This is a genomic window from Priestia sp. BR_2 (assembly GCF_041954005.1).
Lineage (GTDB): Bacteria > Bacillota > Bacilli > Paenibacillales > Paenibacillaceae > Paenibacillus_AQ > Paenibacillus_AQ lautus_A.
On the sequence record NZ_JAVFHM010000338.1, the window covers coordinates 221,318 to 244,564 of the forward strand.

21 protein-coding genes are annotated in these 23,247 nt (G+C 53.2%); 9 read left to right on the top strand and 12 right to left on the bottom strand.

The annotated features are described in order from the left end of the window. Positions 1-5: 5 nt before the first annotated feature. Positions 6-494, bottom strand: a complete 489-nt coding sequence (gene spoVAC / locus RB298_RS30230; RefSeq protein WP_015734151.1) for a stage V sporulation protein AC — start codon at positions 492-494, stop codon at positions 6-8. A gap of 559 nt (positions 495-1,053) precedes the next feature. On the opposite strand from spoVAC, the gene RB298_RS30235 reads away from it, so the two are divergent. Beyond that, complete coding sequence (locus tag RB298_RS30235; protein ID WP_486050049.1) at positions 1,054-2,127, top strand: M42 family metallopeptidase; 1,074 nt, start codon at positions 1,054-1,056, stop codon at positions 2,125-2,127. Between the two features lie 74 nt (positions 2,128-2,201). On the opposite strand, the gene RB298_RS30240 is transcribed toward RB298_RS30235, so the two are convergent. From RB298_RS30240 to RB298_RS30270, 7 genes are all read right to left on the bottom strand, one after another. Beyond that, a complete protein-coding gene (locus RB298_RS30240) occupies positions 2,202-3,605 on the bottom strand; it encodes an MFS transporter (RefSeq protein WP_096773498.1) in 1,404 nt (467 codons plus the stop codon). Between the two features lie 100 nt (positions 3,606-3,705). Then, positions 3,706-4,368, bottom strand: coding sequence for a cysteine hydrolase family protein (locus RB298_RS30245; RefSeq protein ID WP_213577386.1), 663 nt, complete (start codon positions 4,366-4,368; stop codon positions 3,706-3,708). Between the two features lie 38 nt (positions 4,369-4,406). Then, positions 4,407-5,450, bottom strand: a complete 1,044-nt coding sequence (locus RB298_RS30250) for an ABC transporter substrate-binding protein (RefSeq protein WP_192569255.1) — start codon at positions 5,448-5,450, stop codon at positions 4,407-4,409. Positions 5,451-5,503: 53 nt separating this feature from the next. Continuing rightward, positions 5,504-6,385, bottom strand: coding sequence for an ABC transporter permease (locus RB298_RS30255; protein ID WP_090911916.1), 882 nt, complete (start codon positions 6,383-6,385; stop codon positions 5,504-5,506). Positions 6,386-6,415: 30 nt separating this feature from the next. Further along, complete coding sequence (locus RB298_RS30260; RefSeq protein ID WP_009592193.1) at positions 6,416-7,195, bottom strand: ABC transporter ATP-binding protein; 780 nt, start codon at positions 7,193-7,195, stop codon at positions 6,416-6,418. Positions 7,196-7,344: 149 nt separating this feature from the next. Further along, positions 7,345-7,719, bottom strand: coding sequence for a Na-translocating system protein MpsC family protein (locus RB298_RS30265; protein ID WP_009592183.1), 375 nt, complete (start codon positions 7,717-7,719; stop codon positions 7,345-7,347). A 280-nt stretch (positions 7,720-7,999) separates the two neighbouring features. Then, complete coding sequence (locus tag RB298_RS30270) at positions 8,000-8,965, bottom strand: acetylxylan esterase (RefSeq protein ID WP_486050053.1); 966 nt, start codon at positions 8,963-8,965, stop codon at positions 8,000-8,002. A 302-nt stretch (positions 8,966-9,267) separates the two neighbouring features. Here RB298_RS30270 and RB298_RS30275 point away from each other — a divergent pair, with 302 nt between their 5' ends. The 3 genes from RB298_RS30275 to RB298_RS30285 all read left to right on the top strand — a co-directional run bounded on the left by RB298_RS30275 (position 9,268) and on the right by RB298_RS30285 (position 10,960). Then, complete coding sequence (locus tag RB298_RS30275) at positions 9,268-10,104, top strand: sugar phosphate isomerase/epimerase family protein (RefSeq protein WP_375121061.1); 837 nt, start codon at positions 9,268-9,270, stop codon at positions 10,102-10,104. Positions 10,105-10,207: 103 nt separating this feature from the next. Then, positions 10,208-10,486, top strand: a complete 279-nt coding sequence (locus tag RB298_RS30280) for a hypothetical protein (protein WP_213577375.1) — start codon at positions 10,208-10,210, stop codon at positions 10,484-10,486. Between the two features lie 204 nt (positions 10,487-10,690). Continuing rightward, a complete protein-coding gene (locus RB298_RS30285; RefSeq protein WP_486050055.1) occupies positions 10,691-10,960 on the top strand; it encodes a hypothetical protein in 270 nt (89 codons plus the stop codon). Positions 10,961-11,187: 227 nt separating this feature from the next. Here RB298_RS30285 and sigK read toward each other — a convergent pair whose 3' ends face one another. Further along, positions 11,188-11,889: an RNA polymerase sporulation sigma factor SigK gene (gene sigK / locus RB298_RS30290; protein ID WP_006208952.1), complete on the bottom strand. Its 702-nt coding sequence runs from the start codon at positions 11,887-11,889 to the stop codon at positions 11,188-11,190. Positions 11,890-12,415: 526 nt separating this feature from the next. Here sigK and RB298_RS30295 point away from each other — a divergent pair. The 5 genes from RB298_RS30295 to RB298_RS30315 all read left to right on the top strand — a co-directional run bounded on the left by RB298_RS30295 (position 12,416) and on the right by RB298_RS30315 (position 20,318). Next, complete coding sequence (locus RB298_RS30295) at positions 12,416-13,747, top strand: glycoside hydrolase family 125 protein (RefSeq protein WP_486050057.1); 1,332 nt, start codon at positions 12,416-12,418, stop codon at positions 13,745-13,747. Then, the gene (locus tag RB298_RS30300; RefSeq protein WP_096773004.1) at positions 13,734-14,624 is read left to right on the top strand and encodes a carbohydrate ABC transporter permease; all 891 of its coding nucleotides are present in this window, start codon (positions 13,734-13,736) and stop codon (positions 14,622-14,624) included. The genes RB298_RS30295 and RB298_RS30300 overlap by 14 nt, the downstream gene beginning before the upstream one ends. Positions 14,625-14,638: 14 nt before the next feature. After that, positions 14,639-15,538 carry a carbohydrate ABC transporter permease gene (locus RB298_RS30305; RefSeq protein WP_192569260.1) on the top strand — a complete coding sequence of 300 codons (900 nt, stop codon included), beginning with the start codon at positions 14,639-14,641 and terminating at the stop codon, positions 15,536-15,538. 98 nt (positions 15,539-15,636) lie between these two features. Continuing rightward, a complete protein-coding gene (locus RB298_RS30310; protein WP_486050059.1) occupies positions 15,637-16,986 on the top strand; it encodes an ABC transporter substrate-binding protein in 1,350 nt (449 codons plus the stop codon). Positions 16,987-17,066: 80 nt separating this feature from the next. Next, positions 17,067-20,318, top strand: a complete 3,252-nt coding sequence (locus RB298_RS30315) for a carbohydrate-binding protein (protein WP_486050061.1) — start codon at positions 17,067-17,069, stop codon at positions 20,316-20,318. A 180-nt stretch (positions 20,319-20,498) separates the two neighbouring features. Here the strand turns inward: RB298_RS30315 and RB298_RS30320 are convergent, their stop codons facing one another. From RB298_RS30320 to RB298_RS30330, 3 genes are all read right to left on the bottom strand, one after another. Further along, the gene (locus tag RB298_RS30320; protein ID WP_486050063.1) at positions 20,499-21,530 is read right to left on the bottom strand and encodes a dienelactone hydrolase family protein; all 1,032 of its coding nucleotides are present in this window, start codon (positions 21,528-21,530) and stop codon (positions 20,499-20,501) included. A 90-nt stretch (positions 21,531-21,620) separates the two neighbouring features. Beyond that, the gene (locus RB298_RS30325) at positions 21,621-22,517 is read right to left on the bottom strand and encodes an anti-sigma factor domain-containing protein (RefSeq protein WP_486050065.1); all 897 of its coding nucleotides are present in this window, start codon (positions 22,515-22,517) and stop codon (positions 21,621-21,623) included. After that, the gene (locus RB298_RS30330) at positions 22,498-23,097 is read right to left on the bottom strand and encodes a sigma-70 family RNA polymerase sigma factor (protein WP_015734135.1); all 600 of its coding nucleotides are present in this window, start codon (positions 23,095-23,097) and stop codon (positions 22,498-22,500) included. Before RB298_RS30330 ends, RB298_RS30325 begins: the two co-directional genes overlap by 20 nt. Positions 23,098-23,247: the final 150 nt, after the last annotated feature.

The following is a 23,247-nucleotide window of genomic DNA, read 5'->3' on the forward strand; positions in this document are numbered from 1 at the left end:
TCGCGTTACCTCCCCTCGATGCCGAAAATAGCGTAAATGATACCGATAATGAACGCAGCCACGGTACCAAATACGATCACGGAGCCCGCCAGCTTGAACATGCTGGCTCCGACCCCGAGAACCAATCCCTCTGCACGATGTTCAAGCGCAGCGGAACACATGGAGTTCGCAAACCCCGTGACCGGCACGGCGCTGCCCGCTCCGGCCCATTGCGCGATTTTGTCATATACGCCGAAGCTCGTCAGAATGACGGAGAGGATGATCAATACGGCGACCGTGGGATTGCTCGCTTCGGTGGTGCTCATATCGAATACGGACATAAAAAAACGCTGAATGCATTGGCCGATCAGACAGATGAGGCCTCCCACCAAAAAAGCGCGCAAGCAATTTTTAAGCACGGCGCGGGGAGGCTCATGCTTTTTGGCAATCGTCTGATATTCCGCCGAGCTCATCGTGGTGATATCAGACTTAGGCTTTTGGTTGGAGCCTGACATTTCAATACACCTCCGCAATTGGTTAAGTATGGAATCCTTTTGAACAAACGCTGAAAAGCCGCTATGGATATCACTCACATATCATTATGCTTTGAATGATCTCCCTTTATGTTTGGAAAATCATCCTTCTCGCCGACGCATCATGGCTTGTCCGGCCATAGTGACGCCAACGCGAAAATCAGCTTCCAGGAGCATCCTGAAAGCTGAAATTCAAACTCGCTGACTTGATTCGTTTGGAGCCGGCCGTTATATAAGAATGTATTTCAATAAAATGACGAGTAGGATGAACAAGACCATAATGAGCAGAAGTTCTCGGACTTCGGCATGATAGTCGTATCCATCAATCCCATGGCGGTTCATATTCTGCCCCTTCCCGCTGACAACAAACATCCACATGTTTTTCTATATCGTATTCCCGTCCAGGATAGGGGGTGCTTGTTCCAGTTACATTTATATAACGCAGCCTGACGAAGCCGGCTTTGTAGACTTTTCGGATGTATAGGGGCATACTAGAAAAGGAAAAACTCTTACATACCTTTTCTAAAGGAGCGATTTCGTCATGAATGAATCAACACTGGAATTATTCCGTACATTAACGGAATTCCCTGCTGCACCGGGCTTTGAGAGGGAACTCCGTTCTTGGGTGAAGGATGCCCTCTCTCCATATACAGATGAGTTCGTGCAGGATCGGCTGGGCAGTTTGCTCGCGGTCCTTCGCGGTAACGATGAAGGTCCGAAAGTCATGGTGGCCGGACACATGGATGAAGTCGGCTTCATGGTAACCGGCATTACCGAAGCGGGCATGGTTCGTTTCCAGCCGCTCGGCGGCTGGTGGAGCCAAGCCGTGCTTGCCCAGCGCCTGCAGATCATCACGGACAACGGCCCGGTCGTCGGGGTTGTCGGCTCCATTCCTACGCATCTGCTGGATGAAGCGCAGCGCAGCAAACCGGTCGACATCAAAACGATGTATATCGATATCGGCGCCGACAACAAGGCCGAAGCGGAGTCGTTCGGCATTCGTCCCGGCCTGCAAGTCGTTCCGATCTGCGAATTCACGCCGCTGGCCAATCCGAAAAAAATCATGGCCAAGGCATGGGATAACCGCTACGGCGTAGGCCTTGCCATCGAGCTGGTCCAGGCGCTCCATGGCGAGAAGCTTCCCAATACGGTATACGCCGGTGCGACCGTGCAGGAAGAGCTGGGCCTTCGCGGAGCCCGCACTTCGGCAAACCTGATTCAGCCGGATATTTTCTTCGGTCTGGACGCCAGCGCAGCGAACGACATGATGGGCGACAAGAGCCAGTTCGGCCAATTGGGTCAAGGCGCGCTGCTTCGCATCTTCGATCCGACGATGCTGACCCATCGCGGCATGGTCGAGTACGTTCAGGATACGGCGGAGACAAACAAAATCAAATACCAATACTTTGTGTCGCCGGGCGGCACGGACGCTGGCCAAGTGCATTTAAGCGGCATCGGCGTTCCGTCCACCATCATCGGCATTTGCTCCCGGTATATCCACACCTCTTCGTCCATCATCCACACGGACGACTACGAGGCAGCCAAAGAGCTTCTGATCAAGCTCGTCAAGGGCTTGGACCGCACGACGCTCCAGACGATCCTGGACCGCGCGTAAGCCAAACGAAAATGGAAAAGGGTATCCTGCAGGTCTTGAACAGACTGCGGGATACCCTTTTTTTCTTTCTGCCTTTACGAAGATAACGTCTCCTTATGCCTGGCGAAGCGAAACGATATGAGCATCGTGACATAAACGATGGCAACCAGCGCCGTATTCAGCACAAATATCATCCGAAATCCGATAAGCCCCCCTGCCGCCTGACCCGGAAGCGCCAGCATGGCGCCTCCCGCCGCCGTGCCAAACATCATCCCAAGATTTCGCGACAGCGCCAAAATGCTGCTGATCAGTCCGAGGTCCGTTTTGGACGTCCTGCCCATCACCAGGGAATTGTTCGGCGGCGTGATCAAGCCCATGGAACCGCCGAGCAGGACGATAAGCAGAATCAGGAAGAAGATCGGATACGCAGGCGATACAAAGCCCAGCACGATTAGCGCCGCCGTCATGGCCAGCAAGCCGGCAGACAATAACGGAAATGTCCCCAGCTTGTCCGACAAGCTTCCGCTTAAGGGGGAGAATATGATCAACGACAACGGGTACCCCATCATGATCAGCCCTGCCGTCGCAGGTTCGATGCCCAGCTCGCTGAGCAAAAACACCGGCAGCACAAGCTGCGCGGAGAAAGCGGCCATATAGGTGATGATGGTAATGAGGATTCCGACGCTAACGCCTGCATCCCGAAACAGATCCAGCTTCATAAACGGAAGATGGCCCTTCCCTTTTCGCTCCCAGCGGGAAGACAGGCACCACCCGATGAATGCGGCGGCTCCTGCCCCGAACATCATGAACAGCAGCGTAACCTGCCAGGAACCCCATCCCCACTGAGCCCCCAAATTCACGGCCGTGACCAGTCCGGTCAAGGATATCGCAAAAAAGGCAGCCCCCGGCACGTCCAGCCGGCTCACGCCTTGATCCGGCTCGTCCTTCGGAATGAAACGCTGCGCGAATATCCATGCAACCAGCGAGATCGCCGTAAGCAGCCAAAAATTGCTCCGCCACGAAAACCATTGAATCAAGATTCCGCCAAGGCTCGGACCGATCATGGAGCCCGCAGCCACGAACGTGCTGATTAATCCCAGCGCTTTGCCGCGCTGTTCCTTCGGAAACACGGAGATGATGAGCGCCATATTCGTGGCTTGATACATGGCCGCTCCGATGCCTTGAAGAATCCGGGAAGATATCAGACCGTTTAAGGAAGGAGACAATGCGCAGCATAGCGCACCGGCCATAAACACGAAATAGCCGATATTGTGGATCTTCCGCCTGCCCAGCATGTCCCCCAGCTTACCCATGACCGGGAGCAGGATGGAGATGACGAGCAAATATGCTGTCACGATCCACTGTGCCGCGGGGATACCGGAATCGAATGTTCTTGCGATATCTACAAGCGCGATGTTGAACATGCCGGCCGACAGATTGGACAGAAATGCCCCTAAACATATGGTGTATTGAACGATCATCCTTGATGTGCTGTTCATGCAGGACTCACCCGCTTTATTCATGAATTTCGGTGCCGCTCAGAGAAAAAGCCCCCCATGCGGAGAGCTCCACTCTGCTTGAACCTGCGTACCGTGCAAGCTAACCGATGGCCGGATGCGCTGCGGATTTCGGCCGCACCGGTTCCTCGGCTTTTTTATCCATCCAAATATCGATAAGCCGCGCCACCTCACTAACTTTCCCGAAATAACCCTCGATATTCTCCAGCGTCATATCATGGGCCGTTTGCGAATACGACGCGCAGGCATCCGACGCAAGCACGATATGATAATCCAGCATGAAGCCGTCCCGGGCCGTCGATTCCACGCACACATTGGTGCTGACCCCCGTCATGATCAAGGTCTCGATCTTCAGCGTCTTTAATACCGAATCCAGCCTAGTATTCACAAATGCGCTGTACCGGTGTTTATTGACAATGATATCGTCCGCCTCGGGCGTGATCTCGTAAAATTCCGCTCCCCAACTTCCCCTCCGGCACACTTGAGCCGAGCGTCCGGAGGACCTGGTCGTCCAGGCCTCGGAATCCGTCGCTCTTTCATGCAGCGTTTGGATGAAGATAATCGGCACATTCAGCTCCCTGGCGGAATGAAGCAGCTTATGGAGCTGCGGCATCATCTCTGCCACCCCGCTAACATCGCAGCCCGCTCTAGGCAATGCCCCCTCCGGATGGCAATAATCGTTTTGCACATCCACCACGATCACCGCCGCTTTGCTTCCCAGCATCAGTTGATTCAAAGATTTCATCGTGACACTCTCCCCTTCAGGCCCGTATATTTGAAATTTTACTTCTTGGATTGGTTCACAAACTGCATATCCACCAGGGCATCATAGGTATAATCCCCTTTAAAAATTCCGGTCTCTATCATGACATCCATATCATGCTTCAACGCTTCTTCCGAAATCATCCCGTCCAAGCTCCACAGATTGTCCGCATAGGCACGGTCCAGCGCAGCTTGTATCGCATCCTCGGATAATGTGGGGAATTCGGCTTTCAGATTCTTCTTGGCCAGTTCCTTATCCGACTGGACGACTTCAAGCGCTTCGATGATGGCATCGGTAAAGCTTTGAACGGCTTCCGGATCCTTCTCGATGGTAGACTTCTTCACACTGAGCACCGAATACGAGAAATCCCCGAGATCATGAAATTTGTAAAACGGCTCCTCCCACACGTTCTTCGAAATTCCGTCGCTGATTTGCGGTTCGGCTCCATTGGCGATATCGGCTGCGCCCTGTTGAACCATCGTCACCACCGTGGAGCCGTCGGCCGGCTCCAGCAGCTGCACATCCTTCTCCGGATCGAGCCCCAGCTGAATCAGCAGATAGCGGGTTAAGAGATTCGGTGTCCCTCCATGGCGGCCGGCGTTAATCTTTTTTCCTTGCAAAAATGCCTTCAGGTCCTCGGGGGAATCGCTCGCAGGCGCGGTGCCCTTCTTAGCCATTAAATACACGTTCGCCCGATTGACGACGTTGACGACCGAGATGATCGGGTCGGAATTGTTGTTGTTGGCCAAGGCATTGGACTCCGTCCCGCCGATAACGCCCCAGGCATCACCGCTGACCACGGCGGTTACGTGCGCTCCCCCTGCCGCTTGGATAACCTCGACGTCCAGCCCTCTTTTCTCGAAGTAGCCTTCGCGCTGTGCGACGTACAGGGGAAGATAGCCCGTGGAGTGGAGCGGCTCGGCGATCACGATTTTCTTGAGCTTCCCGTCGCCGGAAGCGGAGACGGTGCTGCCGTCGCTTTTCTCGTTGCCGCAGGCGCCAAGCAGGGCGGTGACCATGACCAGTGCGAACAGCAGTGAACGTTTCCTCGTTTTTTTGTTCATATGAATTCCCCTTTTTAATAGAAATAGTTCGTTTTTGGTGGATGTGTCCAGTGCTATTGCTTGGTCAAGCCCTTGGATAACCACTTCTCCAGTACGACCACGCCCCAGTACATCACCATGGACAGCAGCGACAGGACGACGACGCCCACCCACACGAGGTTGATATCCAGTATCGTTCCTGCATACATAATCATCCGGCCGACGCCCTGGCTTGAGGCAATGAACTCGCCCACGATGGCACCTGCCAGCGCAAGGGCAATATTGATCCGTAAACTGCTGATGATCCAGGGCATGGACCACGGTACAACGACCTTGGTAAAGACCTGATGCCGCTTGGCGCCCAGGGAGTACATCAGCTTTTCCATATCCGGGTCCACGCTCTTCACGCCGCTGTATGCCGACAGGGCCGACACGACAACCGTCATGGAGAAAGCCAGAGCCACCTTCGAGAAGAATCCGATTCCGAGCAGAATGACGAGTACGGGCGCTAAGGCGAGTTTTGGCATCGCATTCAGTATGATTAGGTACGGCTCGCTGATCCCTGCATACGATTTCGACCACCAGAATGATAGCCCGAGCAGTGCACCGAGGAAGGTGCCGAACACAAACCCGAGTATGGTTGAACCGGACGTGTACGTAATATCCCTTAACAGGGTCCCCTCGGTGATCTGGGTCCAGGTTGTGCGAAGGATCGCGCTGGGGCTGCTCCAATAATAGGAGTCCAGCAGGCCGATTCGGGTGAACACTTCCCATACCAGAAAAACAAGCACGGCTACAGCGGCCCTTCCCCAAACGATCCGCCGGCTCCTGCGGCGCTCCAGTCCCTCTTCATCCAATATGTACGGCACGACCTCCGGCCGCTTGGACGAACCCGCGGCAGACTCCGCGGGTGTCACGGCATGTACGATAAAAGCCTCTTTGCGTGCAGTTTCCATCAGGCTCCCTCTCCTTTCGTTCTTCTCGCTTTACGATATTTGCTCTTCCTCATGCCCAGCCGACAGCAGGTCCATGAGATGATGCTTCAGCTCCATGAATGCCGGCGACGTCATGTCTTCCGTTTTGCGTGGACGCTCCATCGTCACGGTGATTTTGGACTTGATCCGCCCGGGCCTGGACGAGAATACGTAGATGTCATCCGACAGGTAAATCGCTTCATCGATGTCGTGGGTGACAAACAGCACCGTTTTGCCAAAGTCCTCCCAGATCTGCAGCAGCCAGTTCTGCATGGTCAACCGGGTCTGTGCATCAAGCGCACCGAACGGCTCGTCCAGTAAAATGATGTCCCTGTCGTAGAGCAGCGTCCGCAGCAGCGCGGCACGCTGTTTCATCCCCCCAGAGAGTTCCTTCGGATAATGCTTGTCAAAGCCCTTCAGACCGTATTTTTCCATCAAGGGCAGCGCCCTCTCCACGGCTTCCTTGTAGGGAACGCCCCGAACCTCCATGCCCAGAATGATGTTATCGAGAATGGTGCGCCATGGCAGAAGCATGTCCTTTTGCAGCATATAACCCACATAACCGGTCGTACCGACGATATCCTTTCCGTCGGCCATCACTTTGCCCGTGGAAGGAGGCATCAGGCCGGCGATAATGTTGAACAGGGTGGATTTGCCGCAACCGCTGGGACCGATTATGCTGACAAAACGCCCCTCCTCGATCGCCAGACTCGTCTCCCGCATGGCCGGAATCTCTTCCCCGTTTCTGCGAAACCATTTGCTGACGCCCGAAATTTCGATTTTGTGAGTCATGGCCCTTCCTCCTCTACTTTGTTTTTCATGTTTTTTCAGTAACAACACACATTTATTTTCAAAAGCGGATGTAACAAAAAATCGCCAGTCCAGCCCCAAGCCGCACACCAACGTGTACCTTGGTACCAAACTGACGATCGGCCCGCTCTCTACCCGAGTTCCGGCATGTCGTTCAGATATGTTTCTATCTCCTTCTCCAAGAATACGATGGTACCGGAAAACTCGGTCTCTGCATCATAGTCTTTAAGAATGGAGATGATTTTAAACGGAAACTTCTCTTCCAGGCTGGTTTTAATCTCCTGCTTGAACACCTGGAATAAAAGGTGGTCCAACTGCCGGGTAGAGAGGGGGTAATTCTCATCCAGCAGTTTTAGGACGGGGACTCTACTATTCCTCGACACAATGATGATTTTGTTGCCAACGAAATCGACTTTTTGCTGCTTTACACCCACGTTAAATATTTTCTTATTTATCGCGTTGTAAACCCTCAAAAGATCCTGTTTGAGTTCGCCTGCTGTCATCATGGTTCAACATCCCTTTGTGTAAATTATTATTACATTGACCGGGGTAGGTATAGGGTGTTTATCGAGTTCGTTGTGTCCTTGGGTTTAATTATAGGCAAACACAGGGGATTGTCAATACATTAACGTCAAAAAAGTTAACAACATTTAGTTTTATGTTAATTTATATGACATATATATAACAAATCGACTTGCGATATACCGTTCGTGCGTGATCTCTTTTCACATTTTTACACATCCTTAGAACGGGACAAAGCCCTATTTTCCCGTTCCGTTCATTTGTCTATCTCTGATTAAATACCCGTTCCAGGAACAAAACGCCTTCCCGTCTCTGATACTCACTGACTTCATGGCCGGAGAACGGATAATCCCTGATTTCTTTTGCCGCCTCGATCCGGTTGTAAGCCGCATAGATGGTCTCGGGCATGCAAACCGTATCCTTCCATCCGACGGACACCATGATCGGCGCCTGGATTCGCGGCGCGAGATTCAGCATGTCAAAATGCGCGAGATGCGCCAAAATCTGATCCAGCTGCTCCGGGTACCGCTTTATGTATTGGGCGATTTCGTTCAACGAGCTGACCGAGTACAAAATGCCGTAATCCATCCTGCACATGTTGGGAATGTCGGCTACGATGGCCGCAACCTTGGGGTTCAGCGCCCCTGCCAGCATCGACAGGCCGCCGCCCTGGCTCCCGCCCACCACGGCGATTTTTGCAGGGTCTACTCCCGGTTGCCGTGATGCCGCATCCACGGCTCTCACGGCGTCCATGGCAATGGCCATGTAATAGGAGCGATGGATATCCGTAATCCCCTGCGACACCCAGCCTTTAACCACGCCGCTGTCCAGCGGCAGCAAATTCCCCGTCTCCCCGCCCTGACCTCTGACGTCGACGGCAAACACCGTATACCCCAGCATCAGCCAATGAGCATACCGTTCAGGAAATCCGCGGTCTCCGGTATAACCCGGGAAGGTTACGATACACGGCCTGGCCTCTGCTTTCGATGAATGATTAGCCGGCGCTATATGCCAAGCATTGATAGGAGTATCATCATATCCATGATAGGTTACCCGAGATACCTCCATATGGGGATAAGGCGTAGGTTCCGGTCTACTAACCATGCGAAGCGGTCTGTCCCCATGCGACTTCAGCACTCCCTCCCAAAAAACATTCAAAACCTGCTCGTCGATCGTTGGTTCCGGACGCAAGTTGCCAAGCTCTTTCTTACGCTGCTCAATGGTATTCATTCTGTGTTAAATCTCCTTTTCGCGTGTTAAGTGAAAGTTCATATGACATGGTTATTTCGGCATAACGTCCTTTATCCCCTTCGAAACGATTGGAATTCATGCCGGTTTATTACAAAATCCTCTCAAAATAACGAATCGGCCGCAGCCACCATCGTTATCTTTCTTCAAAAAATTAAAAAGCGATCATAGATTTATAGAGTTGAACATATCATAATAGAAACTATGAAATGCCAAACGGGTTGATATAAACAAGCACCCGCCTCTAGCAATACGACATCATATAGCGAATGGAGACGATGAATATGCTGCAAGGTTTAACAAGCGCAGGGCTCGGAAAACTTGAAAGCGATTTACAGTTTATCGAGCTTGCGGCCAAATATGAATTCCAAAGCGTCGATATCGATGCCAAAGGTCTTGTGGACCGGCTTGGCGCGGAAGCGGCTGCCGAAATGCTGCAATCCCGCCAACTGGAAATCGGGGCTATCGGTCTCCCGGTGGAATGGAGAGGGTCGAACGAGCAGTTCCTAAGCGGACTCGAGAAGCTGCCGGCCGCCGCGGCCGCCGCCAAGGCGCTTGGCAGCACCCGCTGCTGTACATACATTCTTCCTTCCACGGACGCGCCTGCAGCCCATTTCATGGCGCTGGCCACTTCCAGGCTGCGGGCCTGCGCCAGCATTCTGGGAGCATACGGAATCCGATTGGGCCTGGAGTTCGTCGGTCCGCACCATCTGCGCACCCAATGGAAGAACCCGTTCATTTGGACGGTACAAGAGACGTTGGACTGGATCGATGCCATCGGGGAGCCGAATGTCGGGCTGCTGTATGATGCCTATCACTGGTACACCAACGAGATGACAACCGACGATATTCGGCAGCTGCGCGCAGACCAGATTGTTCATGTCCACATCAACGATGCCAAGGACATTCCAATTCGGGACGTGCTCGATAATGACCGCCTTTACCCGGGTGAGGGCGTGATTGATTTGCCAGGCTTCCTTCAGGCGCTGAACGATATCGGCTATAAGGGCCCGGTTACGCAAGAAATATTGACGCCTTCCACACCGGCGGGTACTCCAGAGGAGCTGGCTGCCAAATCGCGCCAAGCCTTCAACAACGTATTCGGCGCTGCAGGTCTGTAATATTTAGTTTGCACAGTCGGTGCCGCGCACATATCGGAATGATTCCTCTAATACAGGGCACACTGAAAGGGTACGTTAAGTACCTTTTCGGGAGGTCTTTAGCATGAACGGATTTGAGAAGGAAAAACGAGCGGAGTCCACGGATTTGTCTACCGTTGAGTCCCAACGGAACGATCTGGTGGCAGAGGAATTTCCCGAGGGACCCTACGGTTCCGATCTTCGCAGCGATTCCCTCGGCAAGAGCACGCCTTGGCGCAAGGATCAGCGGCCTCCGAATCGGTTCGATTATGAGGATCGCCGGCTGCATATGGGCATCGAGCGGGAGTATCCCGGCGAAGACGAGAGCATGCAAGCAGATCCGGGACAAGAGGAACCTGAGTAGGAGTTTATAACCAACCGTCGTTATTTGGACAAGACGGTTGGTTTTTGTCGTAACAGGGCTTGTATTCACCCGACACCGAATGCATAATGGCCTATAAAAATACATAAAATGGCATGTAAAAAACGCGCATCTAACACACGATCCCCAGGAAGAAACACCGTTGGCTGCAGTGTTAAAAGACATGAGGGAGCGGGGGAGTATACCATGCCCATTAAGAAAGAGAAGGAATTCGTGATTTATGTCGTTTCGTTATCCAACGTCAAGCGCTACATGTCCATCGAATTTATCGGCGGTTCTTGCGGTTACATCATCGCTCAAAGAGCGCTTCAATCCGATCTGCTCGGCATGATCGGCAGCATCATCGCCCCGATGGCGATCCGCCGCGTGCTGCAATGGCAGCAGCTCAAATCCGGGCGTCATGCGCGCCTGGATCTGCGTTCACTCTTTAAGGAGCGGGCGCCGAACCCTGCATGACAAGCAAAGCGGCAGCCTTATAACTGCCGCTTCGCTCGTTATCTATGCAAACACCGTACATCATAACGGTTTCGACTGACCACACCTAATATCGGAAACCTTTTGCCGAGCATATGGTTTTTCTCACCGAAGCAACTAAGATAAAGCCACTTCCTCATGTGAAGTGGCTTTATCCTGCTTTATATAGATAATCCCGCTTCGGTCCTTCATGTGAGAACAGCAGCTTCTTATCGTTTCTGCTTATAAAACTCATGATACAGCTTCATCAGCGCCCGCTTCTCAATGCGCGACACGTAGCTGCGCGAAATTCCCAGTTCCTTGGCGATTTCCCGCTGCGTCCGTTCTTCTCCCCCGGCTTCCAATCCAAACCGTCCTATGACAACTTCCTTCTCCCGGTCGTCCAATATGTCCAGATTTCGATAAATTTTGCTCTTTTCGATTTTCAGCTGCACTGCATCCACAATGTCATCCGCTTCCGTCCCGAGGATATCGATAAGAGTAATCTCATTCCCCTCTTTGTCCGTTCCGATCGGATCATGCAGGGATACGTCCTTGCGCGTTTTCTTAAGCGAACGCAAGTGCATCAATATTTCGTTTTCTATACAACGGGCAGCAAACGTCGCCAGCTTCGTCCCCTTGTTGGGCCGAAAGCTTTCAATGGCTTTGATCAGACCGATGGTGCCGATGGATATGAGATCTTCCAGATCCTCGCCGGTGTTATCGAACTTTTTGACGATGTGCGCGACCAGCCGAAGATTATGCTCAATCAGTTTATTCCGCGACTGAGGATCGCCTTCGGCCATTCGCTGCAGATGTTTAGCTTCCTCCTCCTCGGTCAGAGGCTGGGGAAACGCGTTGTTTTTCACATACGAAACGAGCAGGGTCAACTCTTTAATGAACAAAGCAATTGCGGTAAACAATCCAGGCACTTTAGGACACCTCCTGCGAAGTTACAATGCAACCGGCCCTTATCGCGCTCGGTTTCTCGGTCTTCTCATTGTATGTAGGCAGCGGCCCAGAAGTGCCTGTACGGGGGAAACTGATGCGCAAAATCGTTAAATGCGCTATCGCTTTCCCGTAAATTCCAGACGCCATTCGCTCTCTTGGGCCAATGGAGTTTCTGCGGATCCAATGGATCCTGCTGCCAAACATAAACGATCCGAAACATCGAAAATCCAGAGGTACGCCCCATATCAATATAACATGATATAAATCAAATAATCAGCAGAATCCACATCTTGAAAACAAAGAGATCTCACTTCAAACCAAAGTAAACGATCCAAAGAACCACCATCAACTCGCGCAGAACAACAAAATAATATAACAGCATAAAATTTATTAAATATAATATATTGACATTAAATTGGTATGTAATTATATTGAATGTAAGCGTTTTATATATGGGCATGACAGCAACGATCGACACCCGGAACTATGGAAGGGAGAAGAGCTAACATGTTTACGTTGGACTATTTTGCTGTTTTGCACGATTTGCACCGCACGATATCCGAAGGCACCCCGGATGATCCGAAACTTGGGCATATGTTCAGGAGCATGCTGGACAACACGCTGGGATCGACCATCCGAAGACAGCCTGACGGCACCACCTTTGTCATTACCGGCGATATTCCGGCCATGTGGCTGAGGGATTCGGCGGCGCAAATCCGGCCGTTCCTCGTTCCGGCAGGCCAAGACCCCAGACTGGCCGATCTGATCGAAGGGCTCGTACGGAGGCAGTCGGCATTCATCCTGCTGGATCCTTACGCCAACGCGTTTAACGATTCGCCTTCCGGTCAAGGCCATCAGAACGATCGCACCGCCATGAACCCCTGGCTTTGGGAGCGCAAATATGAGGTCGATTCATTGTGTTACCCCCTCCAACTTGCTTACCTGTTGTGGAAAGAAACAGGCAGAACCTCTCACCTCGATCACACATTCCATTCAGCTGCCAAGGCGATTCTGGCCCTTTGGCGAACCGAACAGCATCATGAATCGAAATCGCCGTATTATTTCGAACGCTTTGATTGTCCTCCAAGCGACACGCTGCCCCGCGGCGGCAAAGGCACGGAAGTGGCTTATACGGGAATGACCTGGTCCGGCTTCCGTCCGAGCGACGACGCCTGCGCCTATGGATACCTGATTCCGTCGAATATGTTCGCCGTCGTCGTGCTCGGTTATCTGGCGGAAATTTGCCGAGACGTCCTTCGCGATCCCCAGATGGCGGCGGAAGCGGCGAAACTGGCGGATGAAATCCGGCATGGCATCGAAATGTACGGCGTACTCGACCATCCCGAATACGGCAGAATTTACGCTTATGAGACGGACGGAATGGGAAACCACCTGCTTATGGATGACGCCAACGTCCCCAGCCTGCTGTCCATCCCCTATTTGGGTTATGCAAACGCCGATGACCCGGTCTATCAAAATACCCGCCGGTTCGTGCTGAGCCAGGCCAATCCGTATTATTACCAAGGCACTGCCGCCTCCGGCATCGGGAGCCCCCATACGCCGGCTCGTTATATATGGCCGATCGGGCTGGCCATTCAGGGCTTGACGACCACCGATCAAGAGGAGAAGCTTCGGCTGCTTCGGTTAATGGCGGATACCGATGCTGGCACCGGCATGATGCATGAGGGATTTCTGGTTGACGACCCTGCCCGTTATACCCGCCCATGGTTTTCTTGGGCAAATATGATGTTCTGCGAGCTGATCATGGACTATAACGGCATTCGGGTCAAAGCGAATGAACGCCTAGGAGGTCATCGGGATCATCATGGGAACCAATAGAAAGCTTCGCGGCTGGGTCATCGGCTATCTGTTCATTTTGCCGTCCATTATCGGCTTTAGTGTTTTTGTCGGATATCCCCTGCTTTCGTCCATGTATTATGCCTTGACGGAATGGAGCGGGTACGACACCCCCCGTTTTATCGGCTTCGAGAACTTTAGATACCTGTTCACGGAGGATCCGGCTTTCTGGCCATCGATCCGCGCGACGTTTTATTTCGTGATCCTGAGTGTTCCGTTATCGCTGATCCTAGGTTTGTTGTTGGCGATGATGCTGAACAAAAACCTGACCGGCATCAAATGGTTCCGTACCATCTTTTATCTTCCGGTGGTCGTTCCCTCCATCGCTACGCTCACGTTGTGGCAGTTCATATATGAGCCGCAATACGGGCTGGCGAATTCGCTGCTAAGGGAGTTCGGGCTGCCGCCGGGCACATGGCTGACGAGCGAAACGACAGCGCTTCCATCCATCGTGTTGATCGGTTTATGGCAGGTCGGTTCCAGCGTCATCATCTTTCTGAGCGGGCTGCAGTCGGTTCCGCAGGACATGTATGAAGCCGCCGAAGTCGACGGCGCCTCCAGATGGCGAATGTCGATCAACATTACGCTTCCGATGATCACGCCCATCCTGTTTCTGCAGCTTATACTCGGCATCATCGGCGCATTCCAGGCGTTTAACCAGGTTCAGGTGCTGACCGGAGGCGGGCCGAATTTTTCCACTTCCCTGCTGAATTACAAGATCTATACCGATGCCTTCAACGGAAGAATGTTTGGATATGCCATCGCGGAGGTATGGGTTCTGTTCGTTATCATCATGATTTTTACCGTTATTTCATACCGGTACTCCAACCGGTTCGTTTATTACGAAAGCGACAAATAAGGGGGTAAGAAGCGATGCAAGCGGAAGTACGGCCGGAACTAAGAGGAAACCTGAATCCAGCGGACATTCGCGTGAAGCGGAGAGCAAGGTTCAATTGGATTGACGCCTTTCGATTTATGGTCTTGGCCATCGGCGCCATAGCGATGCTGTTCCCTCTCTTCTGGATGGTCACCATTGCGCTGAAGAGCAACAATGACGTGTTCAAAATTCCGCCCGAATGGTTTCCGCGGGAATTTCATTGGTCCAATTTCGTGACCGGAACGAAGGAAATCAACTTTTGGCAAACATTCGGGAACTCCCTGTTCATTGCCATCACCTGCACGATCGGGCAGATTATCAGCTCGGTGCTGGTCGGGTATGGGCTCGCACGGCTGAAGTTCCCGGGCCGGAAGCTGTGGTTCTCGCTATTTATAGGAAGCCTCATGCTTCCCGGATTCGTAGGCATGATTCCCATGTTTAATCTGTACACCAGCATCGGATGGTACGATTCGTGGCTGCCCATCATCGTGCCCGCTTTTTTTGGAAACGCCACGTTCTCCTTCCTGTTCGTCCAGTATTTAAGAACGATATCCGTTTCGTTTGACGAGGCGGCCAAAATCGACGGGGCTTCGGACCTGTATGTGCTGCTTAAGGTATTGGTGCCCATGTCGATGCCGGTGATCATGACCATGGTGATCTTTGCGTTCCAAGGCGCATGGAATCAATATTTGGAACCCCTGCTCTATATTATCGACCCAAGCAAATGGACGCTGTCTCTGGCAATGGCTACCTATACGGGCACCTATGCGACAGCCTGGAATTTGTTCATGGCCGCGGATCTGATTTATATCCTGCCGATGCTGCTGCTCTTTTTCTTTGGCCAGAAATTTTTTATGCAGGGGCTCGGCTCCATGAATTCCGCAGGCTTGAAGTAAGTCGTCCTCACGGATGGGAGGTGATGCAGACCGGGTTGGCTGAAGCGAAAACTAGGTGATGTTCAGTTCATTAAATTTACCTTTGGGGAGGTCTTTCAATGAGACAGGGTGCAAAAGGGTGGGCCAGCGCTATCATCGCTTTATTGTTCTTCTCAAGTCTGCTGGCCGCTTGCGGCGGGAACGGCGGCGGAGGCTCCGGTTCGGCGGACTCCGGGAACGCGCCGTCCGGACAAGATAACGCGGGATCCGGCAAACCCGTCGAAGTCACGATGATTACTTGGGAGTCGGCGGCCATGAACGAAAAAATCATGGCATCCATGAAAAAATTCGAAGAGGAAAACCCCGACATCAAAGTAAAACTCATCCCTACGCCATTGGATAATTACGGCGCCAAGATCAACGGGATGATCACGGCCAAGAAAGCGCCGGACATCTTCATGACCGGCAACGACATGCTGCTCGATAATGCCGGCAAGGGACTACTCTACGACTGGACGGAGCTTGCCACCCAGGACAAAGCGTTCATGGAGGGCTTTTACGAAGGCGTGGTGGACAGCTGGTACTATGATGGCAAGCTCGTTGGCTTACCGGGTCTCTTGAACACGTACGGCATTTTTTACAATAAAAAGTCCTTCCAGGAGGCAGGCCTTCCGGAACCGAAAATCGGCTGGACCTATGACGAATTCTTTGCGGCGATGGAGAAGCTTTCGAGCAATCAAGGCGGCGTGCAGCAATTCGGTTATTATGCCCCCCTTGATCCCTTCCACGTCTCACTCTATTCGGTTTCCGCGGGCGGTGCTCCCTTCGCCGACGCCATCATCAACCCGACGAAGGTGGAAATCAGCGACCAATTCCGGGAAGGCGTCGAAAAGTACAAGTCCGCGATTGCAAACGGCTACATGAATCCCCCTACCTTTGATTTAACGAATGCCATGAGCTCGTTCAAACAAGGCAAAGTTCCGATGACCCTGCAAGGACAGTGGGTAGCGGACGATCTGATCCGCACGGCTCCCAAGGAATTGGAATGGGGCTACGCGCCGATGCCGGTGGTGAACAGCCAGACCGAGATTTACGACGCCGTAGGCTGGTCCAGCCCGGCAACGCTCAAAAATCCCGAGGCGGTATGGAAAGTGCTCAAGTACCTGGATTCCAAAATGTATGAAGAGGTCCTCCCATCGACCCCGGTCGCTCCTGCAGCCTACCAGGCTTCTTCCGCAGCTTATTACGATGCGCTGAAAGCGGCAGGCCATCCCGAAGTAGGCGAAGGCCTCGATCATATTCTGAAATCCCCGAATACGCAGCCGGTTCGTTTCCTGTCGACGTGGGCGGGCAAAGCGTACCCGTTCATCGAAGCATCATGGAAAAACATACTGATGGGCAAAGCCCCGATCACCGAACTGGATGTGATGGCTGAAAAAATCAATAACGTGATCACTACCGGCAAATAACCGGAAGCATCAAGCGCTCATGAAGCCGATCGCGAATCTGCCCGGATCGGCTTCCAATTGAAAATGAAGGAGGAATATTCATGTCACGAAGATCAGGCAAATGGTTCAGGTTTTTGACGGTGCCTTTGACCCTCGCATTCTTGCTTGGATCCATGCCGGGGATCGGCTCTTCCAAAGCCTATGCCTATACCGCATCGGACGGGGATACGGCGATGAAAGCTTATAACGAAACATTCTGGGATCCGAACGCCAAGATGTTCTGGAAGGACACCAAACGCGACAAGCATCAGGACTTCTGGGTGGAGGCCGAACTGTGGGAATTGGTCATGGATGCGTATCAGCACACCTCAGATCCTGCTTTGAAGGCTGAGCTCAGAACACAGATCGACGATGTTTATGACGGCACCGTAGCCAAGTACGGCGAAGATTGGACGAATAATCCGTTCAATGACGATATCATGTGGTGGGCGATGGGCAGCGCCAGAGCCTATCAAATCACCGGGAACCCAAGATACTTGGAGGCAGCGAGGCATCATTTCGATTTCGTGTACGACACGCAGTGGGATGAAGAATTCGCGAGCGGCGGCATTTGGTGGCTGAACAGCGACCATAACACCAAGAACGCGTGCATCAATTTCCCGGCCGCACAAGCGGCATTGTATCTTTACGATATTACGAAGGATGAGCATTATCTAAACGCGGCAACCCAAATATTCAGATGGGGCAAAACGATGCTGACGGACGGAAACGGAAAAGTATTCGACCGGATCGAGCTCGAACGCGGCGCGGTTCCGGACGCCACTCACTACAACCAGGGTACATACATCGGAGCGGCCGTCGGATTGTATAAAGCGACCGGGAATGCGGTTTACCTCGACGACGCGGTCAAAGCCGCGAGGTTTACCAAGAGCCGTCTGGTGGATGCAAACGGCGTGTTGAACTATGAAGGTCCCAACGGGGATCTGAAGGGCGGCAAAACGATCCTGATGCGCAATTTGGCCCACCTGCAAAAAACACTGGATGAGACCGGGCAGCACCCGGAGTTCAGCGCTGAATTCGACGAGTGGCTTGCCTTCAATACCGAAATGGCCTGGAGCCACCGCAATCCGAATCAGATCGTGGATGGAAACTGGGCAGGACAGCTGCTGTCCGGAACCTATGAGTCCTGGTCCTCGGCTGCTGCCGTTCAAGCTCTGAACGTCATCAAGCCGATGGAAGCCGACCTTCATTATGGCGTTAAGAATCCCTTCGATAAAATCGAGGCGGAACGCTATAATATCGGTTCCGGATTCGTGCTCGAGGGTGCGTTTGAAGGTTCGCTCCAACTGGGCGGAATTCAGCACGGCTCTTATGCCGCATATAAAAATGTGGATTTCGGATCAGAAGGGGCGATCGGCTTCATCGCAAGGGCGTCCAGCGGAACGGGCGGAGGCCATATCGAAATCCGGCTCGACTCCAAAGACGGCCCTAAGGTCGGGACCTTGAACGTTGAGGGAACGGGCGGCTGGAATAATTATATCGATGCCGTCACCCTCCTTAAGGACGACCAGGGATCGCCAAGCTCCATTACCGGCGTCCATGATGTGTATCTTGTCTTCACCAAAACGAATGACGATTATTTGTTCAATTTGAACTGGATTAAATTCACGACGACCGATCCCACCGAAACCGATGCCTATGCCAAGCTTAAAGCGGGAAATTACGACAGCAGCGAAGGTCTCAGCAAACATGCCGAGCTTGGGTACTTAGACGGTATTCATCACAATGCTTATGCGGCTTATGAAGGAATCGACTTTGGATCGGGTGCGGCAGGCGTGACCGTCCATGTGGCGAGCGGCAATCAGGGCGGCACGATCGAAGTCAGGTTGGACGGCCTGGATGGACCTACCGCAGGCGTAATCCCAATTCCGGCGCTTGGAAGCTGGGATCGTTGGGTCGATATTATGGCGAATATCGATGACACCCTGGCCGTAGGGGTGCACGATGTTTACCTGGTTTTCAAGGGAGCGAACGGCAGCGATTATCCCCTTAATCTGGAGTGGTTCACCTTTACCACCATGAAAGGAAAAGCCAGGGATGCTTACGGCAAGCTGGAGGCCGAAAACTATACGAACGGAGTAGGCTTCGGCAATGAAACCGGGGGCGGGGAAACCTACCTGGCCGGCATGTTCGGACCGAATAATCCTTATGCCATGTACAATTACATCGATTTCGGCAGCGAAAGCCCAACCCAGTTCCATGTCAATGCGGCCAGCGACACTAGCGGCGGGACAATTGAAGTCCGATTGGATAGCCTTAACGGGCCTGTTATTGCTACCGGAACCGTCTCTGGAACCGGGGGCTGGCAAAATTTCAAGGTTTTCTCAGCGGACGTAACGACTCCCGTAACGGGAAAACACATTGTATTCATGTCTTTTAAAGGCGGAGACTGGTTATACAACTTCGATAAATTCACCTTTGGCGATCCGGCCGTATTCACGGAGCCTGCCCCTCCTACCATACCCGAAGAAGACGACGTTGCTCCGGGCGAAGTAGAGAACGTGCAGGTGAAGCGCGGAGAGGGCAGTATGACGCTGTATTGGGACGGTCCTTACGATATCGATGCTCAAAAAGTGCAAATTACGCTGCGGAGCGATGGGCAGCAGGTCGGAGACGTCATCGAGGTCAATCGCGGAATTCAAACAGCGGTGATACAAGGAATCGAAGCGGGCAAGGATTATTCGCTTTTCATCCGGTCCAAGGATCTATCCGGCAATGTTTCGCAGGGGATCACCCTCGAGGTAACCGACTCGCCTGCCTTCTCTCTGACTGTGAATGGCAAGAGCTTGCAAGACGGCGATTCCATGGAGGATTTTACGCCCCTCCGTTTTAATATCCTGGACTCTTCCATTCGTTTTGCCGAAATCACCATCGACGGAAAGGCTTACACCCTCGATCCGATGACCATGGATCCTATCGACATTGATTTGGCCGGCAACTTGGGCGATAAAACCGCCACGATTACGACCGAGGACCGCTCAGGAAACAAGCTTCGGAAAAACCTCCGGTTCCGGGTCATCACCAGCGTGAATTCCATGAAACAATTAGTCGAGCGATTCACGGATTCAGGCGATGTACGCGGTGCACTCATTCCCCAGCTGAGCAATGCCCTTAACCAGGTCCAGCATCATCTGGATAAGGGAAGACGCGATCAGGCCGTGAAACATATGCAGAATTTCACCAAGCACCTGAATAAAGAGGCTATGGGACGCAATATCAACGATCAAGCCAAAGCAGTATTGAATACGGATGCCAACTTTCTGATCCATGATTGGCAGGATGACTTGGAGTAAACCGGAGGCGCTTTAGCCCCCCCCTGGATGACATGTAAAAAAGATGGCTCCCGGTCACTCGGGAGTCATCTTTTTCGGCTTTTATCTCCTGTGCGTGCGCCACTCTTCCAAGTTCATACCTTAATCAATGCGAGATCGGGCTCTATTTCAGTGCTGATCAGCGGCCAGCAGGGAAAATCTTCAATTCTCCGGGCTGCTTAACCGTTCGAACAACCAATCGTACGAATGACGGCCGCTAATTTCGTGCGCTCCAGGAAACAGGTCGGCTTGAAGCCTATCCTCCGCGCCGGCACGCCGATAGGTTTCCCTGAGCTGTTCAACCGCCGAGTTAAAACCCGCAGCCGGAAATATCCGATCATCGGCTCCCGACTCCAGATACAAGGATCTCGGAGCGATCAGCCCTATCCATTCCGGCAGCTCGGCATGGTTCAGGATACCCGGAATGTAATTGCATATACAGTGCTGCATCGCCATAATGCTGTCCTTGAAGGTGTTGGGATAACCGGCAAGCACCGCAGCCCGGATCCGTTCATCCAGCGCCGCGCACAGGAACGAGATCAGGCCGCCTCCCGAAAAACCCATGATGCCGATTCCGCCAGGCTGGACTTCGGGGCGCTCGGCCAGATAGTCCACTGCCCTTAGCGTCTCGGCTACGCGGAGACCGGCGAGCGTCTTGCCATGCATCAGCAGCTGGGCGGCCAGCCGGTGGCAGGAGTTCGCGGCTTCCGGGTTCCGTGCAAGATCGGCGGCTAGGCGACGCTCTCCGAAACCGGCCACATCCGGAGCGATCACCACCATGCCCCGCCGCACCAACTGAACCGCGAAATGCCGATGGATGCCTGGCGGATCCGAATCGTTGGATCCGTCCTGCCTCAGCCCTACGATCTCCCGGCTTCCATAGCCATGGCCATGAACGGCGACGGCTGCGGGCATCGGCTTCCGCTGATCTTCCGGGATTAGGATATACGCGGCAAAGGATACGCCCGGTACGGCTGATAATTCTATCCTTTCGCGAATATAACCGTCGCATGATACCTGTTCGAGCAGGACAGGCTTGTGATTTTCGTTGGTTTCGAACTCGCCGATCAATCGCCGAAGCGCGTGCTTCAAATACCGATTGCGCTCTTCGGCGCTCATGGCAGCCTGACTGTCTTTCGTTTTTTTCTCAGCCTCGTTATACATGGATTCCAGAAATGCATCTGCACGCCACATCCGAAAACTCACCCCCTTCGATAAAGTCACTATTGTAGATCAGGTGCTCCCTTGGATCATCTCATTTCCCTGCACCTCAACCTCAGGGCATCAAGGCCCCATATTCACCAGGACGGCTTCGGGCCCGGTCGGACTCCGGCTCCCCCCTTTGGGTTCCATGCTGACCACGATCCGCTTCGCGTTCTCCGCGCCGAACCCGTAATAATAACTCTTTCCCTGCGGACCCTGAACCAGCATAAAGCCGGCGCTCGACAGCCGCTCCTCATCCTGCAGCCATACCTGATAGTCTTTTTCCTGCAAGGAATGCAGGCCGTTCACAACGATCAGCATTTCTCCAGAGCCGCGTTTGAGCCATACCGATCCGCTGCCGTAAAACGGCTCTACGGGCTGTATGACGTACCGCTCGGTATCGTCGCTCTGCATATCGGCAATCCGCTGGCTCACGGTATGTTCGAAGGCCGCCTGGGTCTGGACGTCGTTCCCTTTCAAGGTGAATAAACCGGCTATCAACAGGATGAGCAGCGCTCCGGATATCGCCTGCAAGGCAGCATGTTTCCTGATTCGGACCTTGCTTCGGAAGGACCGGATATAAGCCGCTCGCATGAGCCTGTGGCGCAGCCGATCGGGAGGCATGGGTCCATCATCCGGAGCTTGATCCTGCACGGCCCCCCGTATGGCCGGCTCCGTACCTGCCGGCTGAGTCGATCCGAGCTGTTCGCCGTCCATATCACGGCTTCGAAACAGCTCCTGCCCGAAGACATCGGATTCATGGAATGGCATTGCGAGATTTTCTGCTCCCATAAGGTCGGCCCATTCCGCCGCCGTTCCGGAGCACGCCTCGCATTCCTTAAGATGGAGCTCAAGATTCCTGCTCTCCGCGTAAGGCAAACGCTTCATGACGTAATCGACAAGCTTCTCCTCGGGATAGGCCGTACAGCCGATGTCACCTTGGACAAGGTGTTCAAGGTTATGCTTTGAAAGTTTCATGCTGTGCGCTTCCCCCTTCCTTCCCGTTCATCGCATCCAGCCGCCGCCTGACATTGAGGATGCCGTACCGGATTAAGGATTTGACGGTGCCGACCGGCCGGTTTAACAATTCCGCCATTTCCCGGTGGGACCGCTGCTCGACGTAGCTTCCGTAAACCGCCATCCGCTGAAGGGGCGGAATGCCTTGCAGCGCCTCCTTTACCTGCTCCAGCTCCACCCGTCGCAAGGCGGCCAGCTCAACCGACTCCTGCTCTTCGCTCCATACCGTCTCCGGCAGCGCTTCCCCGTTCCATTCGGCCGCAGCGATGCGCTGCCGCTTGCGCAGGCGATCCATCGCCCTGCACCTTGTTCTCACCGCCAGCCAAGCCTCGACGCTTCCGCGGGCGGGATCGTACTGATCCGCCTTATGCAGCACCTCCATGAAGATATCCTGGCATACATCCTCCGCCTCGGCCGGGTCCTTCGTCATCTGTAAAGCCAACCGGTACACTAGACGGGCATAGGCATCATAGAAGCGTCTGAATGCTGCGGCGGAACCCTCGGCAATCTCCTCCAACCATAACGCGGAATGATCGTTCATCCCCATAACTCCCCCCTAACCTGTTCTCCTCTCCAATAATTAAGGATGGCTCGCCTGCATACAGCCATTTTCGATTCAATATTTTAGCAAACCGTCCTTGGCTTTTGAATAAACCGGGACGCTTTTCAGGTTCCTTTAATGAATTTTTTA

Coding starts and splice junctions, on each gene's coding strand:
- spoVAC (WP_015734151.1), bottom strand. CDS start 494: ATGTCAGGCTCCAACCAAAAGCCTAAGTCTGATATCACCACGATGAGC.
- RB298_RS30235 (WP_486050049.1), top strand. CDS start 1,054: ATGAATGAATCAACACTGGAATTATTCCGTACATTAACGGAATTCCCT.
- RB298_RS30240 (WP_096773498.1), bottom strand. CDS start 3,605: ATGAACAGCACATCAAGGATGATCGTTCAATACACCATATGTTTAGGG.
- RB298_RS30245 (WP_213577386.1), bottom strand. CDS start 4,368: ATGAAATCTTTGAATCAACTGATGCTGGGAAGCAAAGCGGCGGTGATC.
- RB298_RS30250 (WP_192569255.1), bottom strand. CDS start 5,450: ATGAACAAAAAAACGAGGAAACGTTCACTGCTGTTCGCACTGGTCATG.
- RB298_RS30255 (WP_090911916.1), bottom strand. CDS start 6,385: ATGGAAACTGCACGCAAAGAGGCTTTTATCGTACATGCCGTGACACCC.
- RB298_RS30260 (WP_009592193.1), bottom strand. CDS start 7,195: ATGACTCACAAAATCGAAATTTCGGGCGTCAGCAAATGGTTTCGCAGA.
- RB298_RS30265 (WP_009592183.1), bottom strand. CDS start 7,719: ATGATGACAGCAGGCGAACTCAAACAGGATCTTTTGAGGGTTTACAAC.
- RB298_RS30270 (WP_486050053.1), bottom strand. CDS start 8,965: ATGAATACCATTGAGCAGCGTAAGAAAGAGCTTGGCAACTTGCGTCCG.
- RB298_RS30275 (WP_375121061.1), top strand. CDS start 9,268: ATGCTGCAAGGTTTAACAAGCGCAGGGCTCGGAAAACTTGAAAGCGAT.
- RB298_RS30280 (WP_213577375.1), top strand. CDS start 10,208: ATGAACGGATTTGAGAAGGAAAAACGAGCGGAGTCCACGGATTTGTCT.
- RB298_RS30285 (WP_486050055.1), top strand. CDS start 10,691: ATGCCCATTAAGAAAGAGAAGGAATTCGTGATTTATGTCGTTTCGTTA.
- RB298_RS30295 (WP_486050057.1), top strand. CDS start 12,416: ATGTTTACGTTGGACTATTTTGCTGTTTTGCACGATTTGCACCGCACG.
- RB298_RS30300 (WP_096773004.1), top strand. CDS start 13,734: ATGGGAACCAATAGAAAGCTTCGCGGCTGGGTCATCGGCTATCTGTTC.
- RB298_RS30305 (WP_192569260.1), top strand. CDS start 14,639: ATGCAAGCGGAAGTACGGCCGGAACTAAGAGGAAACCTGAATCCAGCG.
- RB298_RS30310 (WP_486050059.1), top strand. CDS start 15,637: ATGAGACAGGGTGCAAAAGGGTGGGCCAGCGCTATCATCGCTTTATTG.
- RB298_RS30315 (WP_486050061.1), top strand. CDS start 17,067: ATGTCACGAAGATCAGGCAAATGGTTCAGGTTTTTGACGGTGCCTTTG.
- RB298_RS30320 (WP_486050063.1), bottom strand. CDS start 21,530: ATGTGGCGTGCAGATGCATTTCTGGAATCCATGTATAACGAGGCTGAG.
- RB298_RS30325 (WP_486050065.1), bottom strand. CDS start 22,517: ATGAAACTTTCAAAGCATAACCTTGAACACCTTGTCCAAGGTGACATC.
- RB298_RS30330 (WP_015734135.1), bottom strand. CDS start 23,097: ATGAACGATCATTCCGCGTTATGGTTGGAGGAGATTGCCGAGGGTTCC.